Raw genomic sequence first — 15,775 nt, 5'->3', positions numbered from 1 at the left:
ATTGCAGAGCTAATGAGCTTATTTATGCAGTAAAAAGGCCACTTTAGTGGCCTTTTATTATTAATGTATTTCTTTACCACCAAGTGCATTACAGTCAACAGTGGTATTCCACTTTACTGCAGTCCCCCATACAACTGGTCTTACGATGCGCCAAGGCCAGAAACCAAATCTTTGACTACCATTGTAATTAACAACTACATCTGCGCCTAATTTTCTAGCTGATGTGGCAAATCTAGGGTAGAGCTCTACCACACTTCCATATGTGCCTTTAGCTACTTTAATACGCTTAATGCTTCTGAATTGGTCTGTTGAAGGTATGCCTTCTACCAAGCAAATCGGAGTTGCTTGTGTGTTAGCCGCCACGTCAGTTTTGGTGGTGCTTTCTGCATTTGTAACATTAGATAAGGTGAAAAAAAGTGCCGTAATGGCCAGATATTTTTTCATTTTATTTTTCCTTAGTGTGATGATGATTTTAACTTTATTTATAAATTTTAATTTTAAAAAAGGCCACCGAAGTGACCTTTTAATTTATTGTAAATTAAGCAGATTTAACTGCTTTAAGTAATTCATTTTGACGTGTGATTAATTCTTTAGGTAAGCGTTCACCTAATTTAGCAAACAACTCAGTGTGGCTTTCAAGCTCTTTGATCCATTGATCTTTGTCTTGCGCAGTTACTGTGTTGAATTGTTCTTTAGAAAAATCTAGACCAGTCCAATTCAATTGTTCGTAAGTTGGAACAAGACCAATTGGAGTTTCAGTCGCTTCAGCACGACCTTCACAACGATCAATCATCCACTCAAGAACACGCATGTTTTGACCGAAACCAGGCCATACGAAGTTGCCTTCAGCATCACGACGGAACCAGTTAACATTGAAAATTTTGGGAAGTTTGTTACCTGCAACTTCAGCTTTAGCTGCAACTTGTTCACCAAGTTCTAACCAGTGAGCGAAGTAGTCAGCCATGTTGTAGCCAGCAAAAGGAAGCATCGCAAATGGGTCGCGACGAACAATACCTTGTTGGCCAACAGCAGCGGCAGTAGTTTCAGAACCCATCGTAGCGGCTTTATATACGCCATCAATCCAGTCGAAAGCTTCAGACACTAAAGGTACTGTGTCTGCACGACGACCACCGAAGATGAATGCAGAAATTGGCACACCTGCTGGATTTTCCCAGTCAGCATCAATTGAAGGGCATTGGCCAGCAGCAACAGTAAAGCGAGCATTTGGATGTGCAGCTTTTTCACCTGCAATATGCGGCTGACCTTTCCAGTTGGTTAGGTTCGCAGGTGCCTCCTTGGTTAAACCTTCCCACCAAACTTCACCATTGTCTGTAACTGCAACGTTGGTATAGATGACGTCTTTAGTCAGCGTAGCCATACAGTTTGGATTGGTTTTGATGTTGGTACCAGGTGCTACACCGAAGAAACCAGCTTCAGGATTAATTGCATATAAGCGACCGTCTTCACCTGGTTTGATCCAAGCAATATCATCACCTACAGTTTCAATTTTCCAGCCTTCGTAACCTGCTGGTGGAATTAACATTGCAAAGTTAGTTTTACCACATGCAGAAGGGAATGCTGCTGCGATGTAATGTTTTTCACCTTGTGGATTGGTCACACCAAGGATCAACATATGCTCAGCTAACCAGCCTTGTTGACGACCCATAGCCGATGCAATACGTAAAGCTAGGCATTTTTTGCCCAGTAATGCATTGCCACCGTAACCAGAACCGTAAGACCAGATTTCACGCGTTTCTGGATAATGCACGATATATTTTTCAGGGTTGCAAGGCCAAGCTACGTCTTTTTGATCAGCTTCAAGCGGAGCACCAACGGTATGTACGCAAGGAATGAAGTCGCCATCAGTACCAAGTACGTCATAAACAGCTTTGCCCATACGAGCCATTTTAGACATGCTTACTGCAACATAAGGCGAGTCAGTAAGTTCAATACCGATATGTGCAATGTGGCTACCTAAAGGGCCCATAGAGAAAGGAACAACATACAAAGTACGTCCTTTCATTGAACCATCAAATAAACCATTTAAGCGAGTACGCATTTCAGCTGGAGCTTCCCAGTTGTTTGTTGCGCCAGCATCTTCTTGTTTTTCAGAGCAAATGTAAGTACGACCTTCAACACGAGCAACGTCAGAAGGATCAGAATTTGCTAAATACGAACCAGGGTGAGTTTCTTGGTTAAGCGTTTGCATAGTGCCGTTAGCGATCATCAAGTCGATATAACGTTGATATTCTTCTGCGCTTCCGTCACACCATTCAATCTTTGCTGGTTTCGTTAATTTTGCAATTTCTTCAACCCAGGCAATAAGCTTAGGGTGACGAACGAATTCTGGTGCGTTCACTTGGGTCATGGTGAGGCCTATCTCAAATGTGTACAATTTTATGTACAAATAACAATTTGAATGATGTGATATACCATTCAAATTTAAGTATGAAAAAAAGTGGCTGTATTAAATCATAAATTCATGCAAAAAATAAGACTAAGGCCGTAAAAGATATGAAAAGGCATGCTTGATCTAACTTATTGTTATTATTTGTTTTAATTAAATTAATGCTGCTAAAAACGATTCATTATAATTTGTTATATGTATTATTTAATCAATAAATGTTACTATTAATCAATAGTTTGTTGTATTTAAAACCTTCTATTTTCTGATTGGTTTTATAAATGCTACTCATTTGTTTTTTACATAATGGCAATATTATTTGTTTAATATTTCGACGAAATTAGAGTGATTACTTTAGAATAAATTAGATTATGACTACACAATTAAAACCATTATCTATGATTCATAATCAAAAATCAGGATTTCATAGCTATAAATCAGCTGAAATTTATGAGCAGTTAAAAAGTATATGGGTAGAACAAGGGTTTGATGTACAGATTTTTGATATTAGTTCTGAATCGAATATTAAATTATTGATGCAAAAAATTCTGGAGCGACATCAACAATATAATGATCAGGGCGTAATTGTTGCAGCAGGTGGGGATGGAACCTTGAATGCCGTGGCTTCACAACTTCTCCATCAGACTATTCCCTTGGGAGTTTTACCTTTGGGAACATTTAATTATGTGGCGCGTGCGTTAAATATCCCTTTAGATATTTTGGATGCTGCAAAAGTTATAGGCACGGGCGAACCGCGTTCATCACATATTGCAAAAATAAATGATCAGATTTACTTAAACAATGCCAGTTTGGGCTTATACCCTTTATTTATTAAACGACGCGAAGTATATAATCGTAAATTTGGACGTCTACTGATTAATGCTTATACTTCTGGTCTCGATGTACTGATTCGTGACCGCAAAGAACTAAAGCTTCAGATTGAAGTGGATGGAAAAAAATATCCAGTAAAAACACCTTTAATTTTCTTTGGAAACAATCAATTGCAGCTTGCAGAAATGAAGTTAAGAATCGCAAAGAGTGCAGAGATTGGGCAGGTAGCTGGTGTGGTTATTGCTAAAGGGGATAAGCGCACTTTATTTAGAACCTTATTTCAGACGATCCGCGGGCAGTTAGAAAAAGCTTCCGATGTGTATAGTTTTAGTGCTGATCAAGTGAATGTTTATTCAGAAAAAACGAAATTAACAGTGGCTATAGATGGTGAGATTGTAGAAATGATGACGCCATTAAATATTCATGTGGAAAAAAATGCGTTAAACATTATGGTGCCTTATGTTACTTCATCTCTCTGATTTACATTTTGGAACAGAGCGTTTTGAATGTATGCAAGCTATTCAGCGTTTTTGTGCCAAATATCAGCCTGAAGTTGTGGTGGTGAGTGGTGATCTCACACAAAGGGCTAAATTTAAAGAATTTTATCATTGTAAAAGGTTTTTAGAATCACTCAATATTCCTTATTTTGTGGTACCCGGAAACCATGATATCCCACTGTATCATCTTTGGAACAGAACTTTTCGTCCATTTACCTTGTATCAACTTTTTTTTGGAAGTCTAGAAAAAACCTTCATGACGGAACATTTTTATTTAATAGGATTAAATAGTATTCGTCGGCGTTTTCATACCAAAGGCCATATTTCTGTTGAGCAAATTCAAAAGGTAGATCAGCAATTAATAGACGCTCCACTGAACAAATTTAAGATCATTGTTAGTCATCAACCTTTTTATACTGCCAAAGAAAACCATCATCTAAATGATTGTCCTACTTTAGCAAAATTCGCGCTGAAAGAGTGGGGACAGCATAACTTATATGCTTTATTACATGGGCATTTACATTTTGTGGCTGTATATGACTTAAATCGAGAATTTGAGTTAAACCTCGAGCATCCGATTTATGAGGTGCATGCAGGAACAGCAACGTCACAGCGCTTGCATAAAAAGATGCTTAATAGTTTTAATGTCCTGTGTAAGGATGGTACTTTTCAACATTATTTTTTTGATGAACAAAGACAAGAATTTCTTTTAAGAGCGGCTGAACAGGATGAAAGTCACTAAAATTATAGTGATTGAGTGAAAAATAAACAAAATAAGAAATATTTTTTGATTTTCCCCTTGAAGCGTTTTTTTCCATCCCCACCAAAGTGTCATCGAAATTAATTTTCTGATGATGGCGAATGGAATAAATAAGCCATTATCAATTCACTATAAAAGACTTAGTCTGATGGAGTTTCCTATGAGCAATATTCGTCCTTTACACGATAACGTTGTTATTCGCCGTGTTGAAAAGGAAACAAAAACTGCTGGTGGTCTTATTTTAAGTAATTCAGCAGCTGAACAACCTGCAGAAGGTCAAGTTATCGCTGTAGGTAATGGCAAAGTTACTGACAATGGTGTTCGCGCTTTAGATGTTAAAGTTGGTGACAATGTATTGTTTGGTACATATGCTGGAACAAAAGTAAAAGTTCAAGGTGAAGAGCTTCTCATTATGAAAGAGTCTGACATTTTAGCGATTCTTGAAGCTTAATCTTCAAAATACGTATACAGACCAATGTGTTAAAAATTTAAAAATATTTGGAGTTCAGCATGTCAGCTAAAGATGTAAAATTTGGTGATTCAGCGCGTTCAAAAATGATCGCAGGTGTAAACGTTCTTGCAGACGCAGTAAAAGTAACTTTAGGTCCGAAAGGCCGTAACGTTGTTATTGATCGTTCTTTCGGTGCACCACACATCACTAAAGATGGTGTTACTGTTGCTAAAGAAATTACTTTAAAAGACAAATTTGAAAACATGGGCGCTCAATTGGTTCGTGAAGTTTCTTCAAAAACCAATGACATCGCTGGTGATGGTACAACGACTGCGACTGTATTGGCACAAGCTATCTTAAACGAAGGTATCAAATCAGTGACTGCGGGTATGAACCCAATGGACTTGAAACGTGGTATCGATCTTGCAGTTCGTGCAGTTGTTGACAATATTAAAGCAACGGCTAAGCCTGCTTCTGATACCAAAGCAATTGAACAAGTGGGTTCAATTTCTGCTAACTCGGATACTACTATTGGTAAGCTTATTGCTGAAGCAATGGAACGTGTTGGCAAAGAAGGTGTTATTACTGTTGAAGAAGGTTCAGGCTTCGAAGATGCACTTGATGTTGTTGAAGGTATGCAGTTTGACCGTGGTTATATCAGCCCATACTTTGCAAACAAACAAGATACATTAACAGCTGAACTTGAAAACCCATTTATTTTGTTAGTTGACAAAAAAATTGGCAATATTCGTGAATTGATTGCGGTGTTAGAAGCTGTTGCAAAAACAGGTAAACCACTTCTAATCATTGCTGAAGATGTTGAAGGCGAAGCGTTGGCAACTTTAGTTGTAAACAACATGCGCGGTATTATCAAAGTCTGTGCAGTTAAAGCGCCTGGTTTTGGTGATCGTCGTAAAGCAATGTTGCAAGATATTGCAATCTTGACTGGTGGTACTGTTATTTCTGAAGAAATTGGCATGTCACTTGAGCAAGCTACGCTTGAGCATTTAGGTACTGCACATAAAGTGACTGTATCTAAAGAAAATACAGTAATAATTGATGGCGCTGGTGATGTAACTCAAATTGCAGATCGCGTTCAACAAATTCGTGCACAAATTGAAGAATCAAGTTCAGAATATGACAAAGAAAAACTTCAAGAGCGCGTGGCTAAATTAGCAGGCGGCGTTGCAGTTATCAAAATTGGTGCAGCAACTGAAGTTGAAATGAAAGAGAAAAAAGACCGTGTTGATGATGCACTTCATGCAACGCGTGCTGCTGTAGAAGAAGGTGTTGTTGCGGGTGGTGGTGTTGCACTGGTACGTGCAGTATCTGCGCTTGATGGCCTTTTTGGTGCAAATGATGACCAAACTGTCGGTATCAGCATTCTTCGTCGTGCGATTGAAGCACCACTTCGTCAAATTGTTGCCAATGCAGGTGATGAGCCTTCAGTTGTCATTAATGCTGTGAAAAATGGCGAAGGTAACTTCGGTTATAACGCTGCAACTGGCGAATATGGCGATATGCTTGAAATGGGTATTCTTGACCCAGCGAAAGTAACTCGTTCAGCACTTGAACATGCTGCATCTGTAGCCGGTTTGATGTTGACGACGGAATGTATGATTACAGACCTTCCAGAAGACAAACCAGCGATGCCAGATATGGGCGGCATGGGTGGAATGGGCGGTATGATGTAATTCATCCCGATCTCAGATCATAAAAAATCCCCGCTCAAAGCGGGGATTTTTTTATATAAAATGGCTTATAAAAATAAAATAATAACCCAAGTAAAAAATATAATGGCTAAAGTAACAAATTGGGCTGCACTACCCATATCTTTGGCATTTTTAGACAATTCATGCTGTTCTAATGAAATGCGATCAACCACGGCTTCAATGGCTGAATTAAACAATTCTACAATAATTGCCAGTAAACATACGGCAACCATTAGCGCTTGTTCAACCTGACTAATATTTAGAAAAAAAGTCATTGGAATTAAAATAATATTCAGCAATAAAATTTGACGAAAAGCAGCTTCATTTTTAAAAGCGGCTTTGAATCCTGCTATAGAATAACCCGTAGCATTCAATACTCGTTTAAAACCAGTTTTTCCTTTATAGGGAGAATATTCACTCATAACTTAAAATAGACAAAAATTTTAGGCAAAATAGCATAATAAACTTAAAATGTAATTAATCTTGAACCATTGCTAATACAAAAGTATTGCGATGATAAGTAAGATTTATAGAAATAATATATAAGCTACTTTTCTTACTCTAAGTATTTTTGAATGGATATTAAACTGTTGAGGTAAGAGAAACTATAGTTGCATTATGGTGTATTAGCACACGCAGTATTTTATACCGTTTAAAAGAAGCTTCTACGATTAATGGCTTGGATGTGTTCAATAGAAGAATGTATACAGATGAACATCGACGTTTTATACGGGTCTGTGGATTTGAGCAATTGAACGTTTAAGCGGTATGGTCTAAATCAGTTTAATTATAATTTGAGTATCCATGACTTTCGGTGGGTTGGATGTTGATCCTATTGAAGCAGTAAGTGAGCGCCGTCGATGAGCTGGGTGTTTTGCTGATGACTGAGGTAAATCTATCTACTTCAAATTAAGTATCAAGACTGTTGCTGATATCTTCAATGTGATAAAAGAAAGCAGCTTTTTATATTATATACGGATGGGCAGTTAAAGCAGTTGTATATTGGAGGCTGGTACTGGTTTATACGCTGTTTCAATATATCTCCTTATATTTTAAATGATTATGTTGTGAGTTATAAAATAATAAATTTATATACAAGATATTGAATTTATTAGTTATGATATTCAAGTGCATATATACATATTAGGTCATCAAATCCAAGATGAGTACCGCAAAAAAACTATCTAAGCAAGAAGTCATTAAATTAGAACGTGATTTGGCTAAGTTTGCCAATATGATGGATTCTGTGGTGCGTATTCCTTTTACCAAGCAAGGTGTTGGTGCAGATGCCGCATTGAGTACCATTCCGATTGCAGGAGATGTCGCAGGATTTGTACTGACTTGTTATGCCGTATACAAGGCTAAACAGATTGGTGTCCCGCAAGCAAAATTGAATGGAGTGATGCAATTGGCAGTCATGGATGGGCTGGTTGGATGCATTCCAATTATTGGAACGTTATTTGATATTTTTATTCGTCCCAGTCGTAAAGCTTTAGATGTGGTACATGAACATATACAGACAGAATATCAAATTAAAACAGATGTTCATGTTATTCATCCTTTTTTGCATGAAAAATTAGAACAAAAACAGCTTTATTCTGCATTTTGGCGAAATCCGATCGTGGCATGGTTGTGGCTGCATATTCCTGATATTTTGGGCTTAATCATTTTAATTTTTATGGCTATTGCGTTGTGGTTTGGATTAACCACGGTATGGCATTGGTATCAAGGGATAAACCTTTAGCATTCATTAAAAAATAGAGTCTATTCATGCAGGATTATATTTCAGCAAATTTACCCGCAATAGATTTTGATCAAACACTACAGTTTTATGCATTTTTAGGTTTTCAATGTAGTTATCAATCACAACAATGGATGATTATTCAACGTGGGACTTTACAACTCGAATTCTTTCATCATCCACAGCTAAATTCAAAAGATTCATGGTTTAGTGCCTGCATTCGTACACAGAATTTACAGTCTTTATTTGAGCAATGGCAGGCTTTAGATTGGACTCAATATCCCCATGCTGAAATCACTGAAATTGAACATTTAGATGATATTGATCTATTCTGTATGATTGATCCGAATGGTAGCTTATTACGTTGTATTCAGTCAAAACAAGTGAATTAAAATAACAAAGCCTCCTATAGGAGGCTTTGTTATTACTGAATATCGATTAACTTTGATTAAGGTAAGTTAAGTTGGCGTAAAGCCGCAACACGTTGTTCAATACTTGGATGGGTTTGGAATAAGGCAGCCAAACTAAAGCCTTGTTCCTTACCTTCAGTAATTGCAAAAGCTTTCATTTCTTTTGGCATTTGATCGGGTAATTCAGACTCTGCTTGTAAGCGTAATAAGGCCGAAATCATGGCTTCTTTACCCGCCAATTGTGCACCAGCTTCATCTGCACGGTATTCACGATGGCGTGAGAACCACATTACGATAGCAGAAGCAAGAATACCAAACACAATGTCTAATACGATGGTGATACCAAAATAAGCCAATCCAGGTGCTTCACCATCTTCACGACCAAAAACGTTACGGTCAATAAAATCACCGACGATACGTGCGAAGAACATGACGAATGCGTTGACTACCCCTTGAATAAGCGCAAGCGTAACCATGTCACCATTGGCAACGTGACCGATCTCATGGGCTAGTACTGCACGTAATTCATCTTTATTCATACGTTCTAGTAGACCCGTTGAAACTGCAACGAGCGCATCGTTTTTATTCCAACCTGTTGCAAAGGCATTAGATTGATACGATGGAAAAATACCCACTTCAGGCATATTAATGCCGACACGTTGAGATAATTGAGCAACCTCTTGTAATAACCAAACTTCGGCTTGGCTACGTGGAGCATTCGGGTCAATTAGCTCAGTGCCTGTGGTTTTCTTTGCCATCCATTTTGACATGAGTAAGGAGATCATTGATCCCGCCATACCAAAGACTAAACAGATGACCATCAGGTTGCCTAGTTTTAGACCGCCAGCACCGTGGTAGCTACCAACACCTAATAAAGATAGGATTATGCCAGCTACAACCAGAACCGCGAGGTTGGTTAGCAAAAACAAACCAATCCGCATCATCAAGTAATTCCTCTTATAAATAATAAATAATTCGATTTATAGGTCATAAACCATTTATTTAATATGCGGTCTGTCTCTAAAAAATTCAACAACAATCGTAAAAATCGATGTTTAAAAATAGAATTTAATTAGAAATCGTGATGTGAGCTGAAGCGGTGGCATGGCTAGTTGAATATGAGCCTGATGGGGCATCGGTAAAGGTACCATCGGAGGCCATAATAATGGGGCGTGGCGAATATTTAGCAGGCATTATAATGGCATTTTTGTTCTTGGACGATGAGTTTTCTATTTGAGTACTTGCTGTATCGTTATTCGAGGTTGAGTTATTTGGATTGGATTGGGCAATTATTTGTCCAGTAGAGGCATGATTGCTGACTTGACCTAAGCCATTTGAATATAAATTAGAATACCGACTAGATACACGGCGGACATAATCTTGGGTTTCTCTGAATGGGGGAATACCACCATATTTATCGACATTACCTTCGCCAGCATTATATGCAGCTAAAGCCAGTTGAGTACTGCCATTAAAACGTTTTAACAGCCAACTTAGGTATTTAGCACCACCAAAAATGTTTTGCTGTGGATCAAAGGCATTAGAGACTTTAAAGCGTTGGGCAGTTGCAGGCATCAGTTGCATCAAGCCTTGTGCACCGACAGGTGAGCGTGCACTCGCATTAAAGCCTGATTCAGTATGCATAACGGCTTTAATCAAGCCTTCGGAAATGCCATGAGTTTGCGCTGCTTGACGAATAATAGGGTCGAATGCATTTTTATTTCGACTATAACTTGGTAGAACAGAAGCTTCTGATGCACCCCAGTTGCTATAACTATGCATATTACTATCAGGATAATAGGTTTTTTTTTCGACTTTTAAATTACCGTATTTACTTTTTTTATTGGTGAGTAATGTGGTCCCATTGGAATCTTGGAGTTGGTAAATAGTTTGACCGGCAAAGACGTGCATTGAGAATGGCGTGATACTCAATCCCCCGAAAATACAAAATAGTGAGCTTTTTAAGAATATTTTCATTGTAGTAATTTATAGAGTCATTCCTGCATATCTTTGGAGTTTAGCAAATTATTATGGCTAGACAAACTGTGAATTGTTTTTTAACAAGACAAATAAAAAAATCAAGCCTTAATTGATGGCATATTAATCAAAAAAAATATTAATTTATTTTTTATAAGCATCGCTTGACTTGCATATCTTATTGTAAAATATAGATATTAAATAGTGATTAAAAAATGATCAATTTAAATGGGATGCCCACTCCAACGGGAGTATTTGGTGTCAAGCCCCAAAGAATCCACAATTTTATCCACAGGTTTTGTGGAAAACTGTGGAAAAGTCCAAAAGATAAGCGATTGGTATAAAAAATGAACTGCTACGTTCTTTTTAATCGAAGAATAAGACGTAATCATGACGGCATAAATTTAAGTTGTAAAAATAAAAATCTTTAGATGCGATTAAGCAACGAATCAGCTAAAATTGCGCAGTATTTTTTTTATGGTTAATTTCGTCTATGTACTCGCCAGTTGAGTCTGAACAAGGATTTAATTTCAAACCAGAATTGCCAACAAGTTCGGCATATCATCGTTTATTAAAAAAACTTCGACGTCAGGTTGGTCACGCAATTCGTGATTACAAAATGATTGAAGAGGGTGATAAGGTCATGGTCTGTGTATCTGGTGGTAAAGACAGTTACACCATGTTAGACATCTTGTTGCAATTTAAGCGTATTGCACCGATCAATTTTGAGATTGTTGCTGTCAATTTAGATCAAAAACAACCTGGTTTCCCTGAAGATGTTTTGCCAAAATATTTGGAAGAGAACAATATTCCCTATTATATTTTGGAAAAAGATACCTATACCATTACGAAGCGTTTAACGCCTGAAGGTAAAACGTTCTGTGCGGTGTGTTCACGCTTACGTCGTGGTTCACTTTATGGGTTTGCACAAGAAATTGGTGCAACCAAAGTCGCGTTAGGTCATCACCGTGATGACATTATGGCGACGTTTTTCTTGAATTTGTTTCATGGTGGTAGTTTAAAAGCGATGCCACCTAAATTACTGTCAACGGATAAAAAGAATATCTTGATTCGTCCACTGGCGTATGTGGAAGAAAAAGATATTATTAAATATGCGGAATTGCGTAATTTCCCGATTATTCCATGTAATTTGTGTGGTTCTCAGGAGAATTTACAGCGCGCCATTATTAATGACATGTTACGTGAATGGGATAAACAACATCCGAAGCGTTTACATAGTATTTTTGGTGCCATGCAAAATGTATCTCCATCACAATTGGCTGACCGTGATTTATTCGATTTTGAAGCGTTAGATCAACAACGTGAATTTGACATGAAATCTGACAGCGTTGAAATGAAAAATCGTTTAGATGTGGTGAATTTAAGTTTATCGGCAGATTGATCACTTTTGCCAATTTTTTGAACAAATCAGGTACTCATATTGATTGAGTACCTGATTAAAAAAAAGATAACGATAAAATCAATAATGAATGAACAGCGCGTACAAAAAATTTTAGCCTAAATCAAAATTATCATGCTATAACAATGGTCAAGCGAAAATGCTTCACCATATAATGTTGTTCGGATAGACAACACACTGAATAAATAATTTGAGGAATGAACATGCCTGCATTTTTAACTGATGATTGGTTTACAACTGTCGAAAAATTAACAGCTGACGCTGGAGATTTAAATTTGCCACCAGCATTGGCTGGTTTAGCAATTAATTTAGTCGTTGTAGATGCAGACGGCAACACAGAGTTGGCTTTAGATGGTGGTAAAATCGTTAAAGGTACATCTGCAAATGCAAAAACTACCTTAAACATGGATGCTGATACCTTACGTAAAGTATTCTTAGAATTTGATATGGCTGCTGCGATGCAAGCATTCATGACGGGTAAAATTAAAGTTCAAGGTGATATGTCACAATTGATGGCTTTACAAACCGCTAAGCCAAGCCAAGAACAAAAAGATTTATTTAAGAAAGTACTTGAGCACACAGCTTAATTACCTCTAAAACAAAAAAAAAGCTTAGCGATTTCAGCTAAGCTTTTTTTTTTGCATATTAAGTAGCGAAGAGAGTTAAATTTCTAATAACTTCGGATCGCTTTTAATATGTTCTACATATGCACGTATACGTGTCACATACTGGATTGCTTGTTTATAACGACCATTTTGTGCCTGATTACGCATTAAATACTCATAAAAATTCATCCAATCATTTGGATTTTTACCCTGAGCTTTAATACGTTTTTGAATACTATCCACAGCACCTGGTCCCATATTGTAAGCGACTAATGCAAACCAATGACGATCTGGATTGGGAATATGAGAGTATCGGTTTAGCATCATATCGAAATATTTAGCACCACCCTGAATACTTTGTGCAGGATCAGTACGATTGCTGACACCCATCGCTTTAGCCGTTTGGTTGGTAAGCATCATAATGCCACGGACACCTGTGGGAGAAACAGAGTCTGGTTTTAAATATGATTCTTGATAACCCATTGCTGCAAGAAAGTGCCAATCAAGATTATATTGTTGTGCAGTTTTCTTAAAGCTTGCCTGATAAATTGGCATACGATTGCTTAAATCACGTTGAATAATATTCCAGTCATCTTTTTTAACCACATTACGATTATAAAAAGAGGCTAGTTGCTGAATCGCGCCATTTTGTTTACTTTGGCAAACAAAGCCACTCGCTGTTGCTGTGAGGGGATCTTCAGCATGTTTAAATACCCAGTTTAATTCAGTATTTAAGCCATTTTTTTTCAGACTATTAAAATCACCACAGGTTGCTGAGAATGAAGTTAATTGCTTAGCTTCAACTGTTTGCATTGTGGAGGTGGTTATTGCGAAGTTAACTTTACCTTGTGCAACCATTTTTAATGCCGTGGCATTATCAGGGACGGTTTTAAAATCTAACTTAACATTTAGGCTTTGTGCATAGTTGTTGACTAGGTCATATGCAAAGCCATGGTTATATTTTCCATCCTTAAATACGATGCTTGGATTGGAAACAGCAACAACGGTCAATTTACTTGAACTGAGCACGGTGTTGTATTGATTAGTCTTACTTGCATTAATGCTATAAAAAGGAATTAATGCAGTGGATAAAATCAGAGTTTTTAGTGGAAGAGAGTTAAAAATAGAGTTAAGGCAACGCCTCGACCCAGAAAGTGAACTACTGCGCATGTTGTCTCCGCTACAAGTAATTTAGTGCCCTACAAAATCGAGGCAAAAAGCTGCCTAGACTTTATCAAGTTGATAAATTCAATAAGAGTGGGCATTCATGAACGTCATTCAAAATGACATATGAGATTTGGATGTTGTGTAGTAAAACTACAGAATTAAAAGATATATAAGCTAAAACATGCGCACATAATATAGGCAGAAAATAATATTGTCAAATTTTGTACAGAATACAGTATTTTGTTGCCACTTAATTGTTTGAATTATATTGTTAATTTATTTTTTGGTCGATGGATTTGCACAAATGGTATGTAAAATATTTTATGTTGTAAGTCATTGTAATTCTAATTGTGGTTTTGATCATGCAATCTAACTTAATCACATGTTCTGGACATAATAAATTCGACGCAAGATTACAGTTTGAAGAACATGCTGACTTAGCTTAAAAATAAACTGGAAAGCTCGTGTAAATTACTGAGATAGATAGCCAAGGCGGGAGTTGTCATGGATAGATAGGGATGGTTTTACTGAAAATGAACATTTCCATCTAAAGTAAATTGGGAACAAGACTTCCCATTTATGGGCTAGATATCATGATCAAGCATTCTATTGAAACTATCCCGAATATTTTGATTAAATTTAATGGAAATAATTTTTTGAGTGAGAAATTGTAATGTGAGTTATGAGTGCTCGAGTGTAATATGAAGATCAGGTAAATTGAGCTGAAACATTTTAATAGTTAAATATGATATTTATTTAAATACTGAAATTCAGTAGAGTTACATCGGAAATTAAATTTGCGATAGAAAAAGGCATCCTCCAAAATCTCTATTTAAAAGCCAAATTAGCAATAAGTGAATTATTCCTAGTGACCCTATTCAGGATGATCTAAATAAATTAAGAATTCTAAAAGATTGATCCTTACATACGAAATTTATTCTATTCATTCCTGTTAAATAAGTATTTAATTTTTACTTTCTGTATAGTGGATTTCAATGATATACCAATGTTTTTTCCCATTAGGTGTTTGTACATAAATTTCATCTTCTATAGACTTACCTAAACAAGCTTTGGCTAATGGAGACTGGAGAGAAATATAGTCTTTATGACCATAAATTTCTTCGTCACCGACGATACGGAATTTAATCGTTTCATCCTCGTCATTTTCTAGTTTAATCCAAGCACCAAAATAAGCTTTCCCATCTTGTTCAGGACTATATTCAATTTTATGAGCAACTTCGAAAAGCTTAGTCAAAAATCTAATTCTACGGTCTATTTCACGTAGTTTTCTTTTGTTGTAGTGATAGTCGGCATTTTCTGATCTATCGCCGAGACTTGCTGCCCATGACACGATAGCCGTAATTTCTGGACGCTCTTTACGGACTAAATCATTTAATTCATCTTGTAAGCGTTGATAGCCTTCAGCAGTAAGTAATTTACGATTCAAGATAAAAACTCCAAAATTTTATGCAAGACATCACAGTGTTTAAAATTTATAAATAAGCTTATTGGGCTTATCAACAAGTTCATCAAAATATTTGAGTCTTAGACTCCACTTTTTGAAAATCTATTGAAAGCAAATAGTATAAAAATCGCACTTTTCACTCAGAAAGTTTAAAAGATTGTTCAAGTATCATATTCTTATGATCATAAATATCAATCCTTTGTTTTGGTAGGATAATTTCACGAGTCATTGCTTGAGCCTCTTTTGTTTGGATGCCAAGATATGGACAAGTAATTGATAGTTTGTATTTGAAATATCTATTCATCATCATCTTTAGAGATTGTATGAGCTTAATT

15 protein-coding genes are annotated in these 15,775 nt (G+C 36.8%); 8 read left to right on the top strand and 7 right to left on the bottom strand.

Translation table 11 applies throughout. From position 1 onward, the window contains the following. Positions 1 to 60 precede the first annotated feature (60 nt). Entirely contained in the window at positions 61 to 444 is a 384-nt protein-coding gene (locus B9T27_RS04270) for a hypothetical protein (protein ID WP_143222562.1), read from the bottom strand. Positions 445 to 538: 94 nt separating this feature from the next. Next, positions 539 to 2,368 carry a phosphoenolpyruvate carboxykinase (GTP) gene (locus B9T27_RS04265; protein ID WP_086205614.1) on the bottom strand — a complete coding sequence of 610 codons (1,830 nt, stop codon included), beginning with the start codon at positions 2,366 to 2,368 and terminating at the stop codon, positions 539 to 541. A gap of 407 nt (positions 2,369 to 2,775) precedes the next feature. On the opposite strand from B9T27_RS04265, the gene B9T27_RS04260 reads away from it, so the two are divergent. From B9T27_RS04260 to groL, 4 genes are all read left to right on the top strand, one after another. Then, complete coding sequence (locus tag B9T27_RS04260; protein ID WP_086205613.1) at positions 2,776 to 3,714, top strand: diacylglycerol/lipid kinase family protein; 939 nt, start codon at positions 2,776 to 2,778, stop codon at positions 3,712 to 3,714. Next, a complete protein-coding gene (locus B9T27_RS04255) occupies positions 3,695 to 4,474 on the top strand; it encodes a metallophosphoesterase family protein (RefSeq protein WP_086205612.1) in 780 nt (259 codons plus the stop codon). Before B9T27_RS04260 ends, B9T27_RS04255 begins: the two co-directional genes overlap by 20 nt. A 178-nt stretch (positions 4,475 to 4,652) precedes the next feature. After that, positions 4,653 to 4,943 (top strand): co-chaperone GroES, encoded by a 291-nt coding sequence (locus B9T27_RS04250; protein WP_086205611.1) that lies wholly within the window; start codon positions 4,653 to 4,655, stop codon positions 4,941 to 4,943. 59 nt (positions 4,944 to 5,002) lie between these two features. Then, positions 5,003 to 6,637 carry a chaperonin GroEL gene (gene groL / locus B9T27_RS04245; protein ID WP_086205610.1) on the top strand — a complete coding sequence of 545 codons (1,635 nt, stop codon included), beginning with the start codon at positions 5,003 to 5,005 and terminating at the stop codon, positions 6,635 to 6,637. 65 nt (positions 6,638 to 6,702) lie between these two features. Here groL and B9T27_RS04240 read toward each other — a convergent pair whose 3' ends face one another. Further along, positions 6,703 to 7,077 carry a diacylglycerol kinase gene (locus B9T27_RS04240; protein WP_086203533.1) on the bottom strand — a complete coding sequence of 125 codons (375 nt, stop codon included), beginning with the start codon at positions 7,075 to 7,077 and terminating at the stop codon, positions 6,703 to 6,705. A 740-nt stretch (positions 7,078 to 7,817) separates the two neighbouring features. On the opposite strand from B9T27_RS04240, the gene B9T27_RS04235 reads away from it, so the two are divergent. Together B9T27_RS04235 and B9T27_RS04230 are read left to right on the top strand one after the other, a co-directional pair. Beyond that, positions 7,818 to 8,399: a DUF4112 domain-containing protein gene (locus B9T27_RS04235; protein ID WP_086205609.1), complete on the top strand. Its 582-nt coding sequence runs from the start codon at positions 7,818 to 7,820 to the stop codon at positions 8,397 to 8,399. 26 nt (positions 8,400 to 8,425) lie between these two features. Further along, entirely contained in the window at positions 8,426 to 8,788 is a 363-nt protein-coding gene (locus B9T27_RS04230; protein ID WP_086205608.1) for a hypothetical protein, read from the top strand. A gap of 56 nt (positions 8,789 to 8,844) precedes the next feature. On the opposite strand, the gene htpX is transcribed toward B9T27_RS04230, so the two are convergent. Beyond that, on the bottom strand, positions 8,845 to 9,750 hold the full coding sequence (gene htpX / locus B9T27_RS04225; RefSeq protein ID WP_086205607.1) for a protease HtpX: 906 nt from the start codon (positions 9,748 to 9,750) through the stop codon (positions 8,845 to 8,847). Positions 9,751 to 9,874: 124 nt separating this feature from the next. Continuing rightward, positions 9,875 to 10,783, bottom strand: a complete 909-nt coding sequence (locus tag B9T27_RS04220; protein WP_086205606.1) for a lytic transglycosylase domain-containing protein — start codon at positions 10,781 to 10,783, stop codon at positions 9,875 to 9,877. Between the two features lie 493 nt (positions 10,784 to 11,276). Between B9T27_RS04220 and ttcA the strand changes: the two genes are divergently transcribed. Together ttcA and B9T27_RS04210 are read left to right on the top strand one after the other, a co-directional pair. Then, positions 11,277 to 12,185, top strand: coding sequence for a tRNA 2-thiocytidine(32) synthetase TtcA (ttcA, locus tag B9T27_RS04215; protein ID WP_086205605.1), 909 nt, complete (start codon positions 11,277 to 11,279; stop codon positions 12,183 to 12,185). A gap of 221 nt (positions 12,186 to 12,406) precedes the next feature. Next, positions 12,407 to 12,790: an SCP2 sterol-binding domain-containing protein gene (locus tag B9T27_RS04210; protein ID WP_086205604.1), complete on the top strand. Its 384-nt coding sequence runs from the start codon at positions 12,407 to 12,409 to the stop codon at positions 12,788 to 12,790. Positions 12,791 to 12,865: 75 nt separating this feature from the next. On the opposite strand, the gene B9T27_RS04205 is transcribed toward B9T27_RS04210, so the two are convergent. Then, entirely contained in the window at positions 12,866 to 13,978 is a 1,113-nt protein-coding gene (locus B9T27_RS04205) for a transglycosylase SLT domain-containing protein (protein ID WP_086205603.1), read from the bottom strand. 961 nt (positions 13,979 to 14,939) lie between these two features. Continuing rightward, positions 14,940 to 15,422: a transcription elongation factor GreB gene (gene greB / locus B9T27_RS04200; RefSeq protein WP_086205602.1), complete on the bottom strand. Its 483-nt coding sequence runs from the start codon at positions 15,420 to 15,422 to the stop codon at positions 14,940 to 14,942. Between the last annotated feature and the right edge of the window lie 353 nt (positions 15,423 to 15,775).

Origin of the sequence: Acinetobacter sp. ANC 4648, assembly GCF_002135345.1 — a bacterium.
In the GTDB taxonomy this organism is placed as follows: domain Bacteria; phylum Pseudomonadota; class Gammaproteobacteria; order Pseudomonadales; family Moraxellaceae; genus Acinetobacter.
The sequence above is the reverse complement of the archived record's forward strand: the minus strand, read 5'-3'. Positions and strand labels throughout refer to the sequence as shown.

What these genes read in the sequence shown, in the direction of transcription:
- B9T27_RS04235 (WP_086205609.1), top strand. Translation starts at nt 7,818, where the DNA reads ATGAGTACCGCAAAAAAACTATCTAAGCAAGAAGTCATTAAATTAGAA.
- B9T27_RS04250 (WP_086205611.1), top strand. Translation starts at nt 4,653, where the DNA reads ATGAGCAATATTCGTCCTTTACACGATAACGTTGTTATTCGCCGTGTT.
- B9T27_RS04220 (WP_086205606.1), bottom strand. Translation starts at nt 10,783, where the DNA reads ATGAAAATATTCTTAAAAAGCTCACTATTTTGTATTTTCGGGGGATTG.
- groL (WP_086205610.1), top strand. Translation starts at nt 5,003, where the DNA reads ATGTCAGCTAAAGATGTAAAATTTGGTGATTCAGCGCGTTCAAAAATG.
- B9T27_RS04240 (WP_086203533.1), bottom strand. Translation starts at nt 7,077, where the DNA reads ATGAGTGAATATTCTCCCTATAAAGGAAAAACTGGTTTTAAACGAGTA.
- B9T27_RS04255 (WP_086205612.1), top strand. Translation starts at nt 3,695, where the DNA reads ATGTTACTTCATCTCTCTGATTTACATTTTGGAACAGAGCGTTTTGAA.
- B9T27_RS04205 (WP_086205603.1), bottom strand. Translation starts at nt 13,978, where the DNA reads ATGCGCAGTAGTTCACTTTCTGGGTCGAGGCGTTGCCTTAACTCTATT.
- htpX (WP_086205607.1), bottom strand. Translation starts at nt 9,750, where the DNA reads ATGATGCGGATTGGTTTGTTTTTGCTAACCAACCTCGCGGTTCTGGTT.
- B9T27_RS04260 (WP_086205613.1), top strand. Translation starts at nt 2,776, where the DNA reads ATGACTACACAATTAAAACCATTATCTATGATTCATAATCAAAAATCA.
- B9T27_RS04230 (WP_086205608.1), top strand. Translation starts at nt 8,426, where the DNA reads ATGCAGGATTATATTTCAGCAAATTTACCCGCAATAGATTTTGATCAA.
- B9T27_RS04270 (WP_143222562.1), bottom strand. Translation starts at nt 444, where the DNA reads ATGAAAAAATATCTGGCCATTACGGCACTTTTTTTCACCTTATCTAAT.
- B9T27_RS04210 (WP_086205604.1), top strand. Translation starts at nt 12,407, where the DNA reads ATGCCTGCATTTTTAACTGATGATTGGTTTACAACTGTCGAAAAATTA.
- B9T27_RS04265 (WP_086205614.1), bottom strand. Translation starts at nt 2,368, where the DNA reads ATGACCCAAGTGAACGCACCAGAATTCGTTCGTCACCCTAAGCTTATT.
- ttcA (WP_086205605.1), top strand. Translation starts at nt 11,277, where the DNA reads ATGTACTCGCCAGTTGAGTCTGAACAAGGATTTAATTTCAAACCAGAA.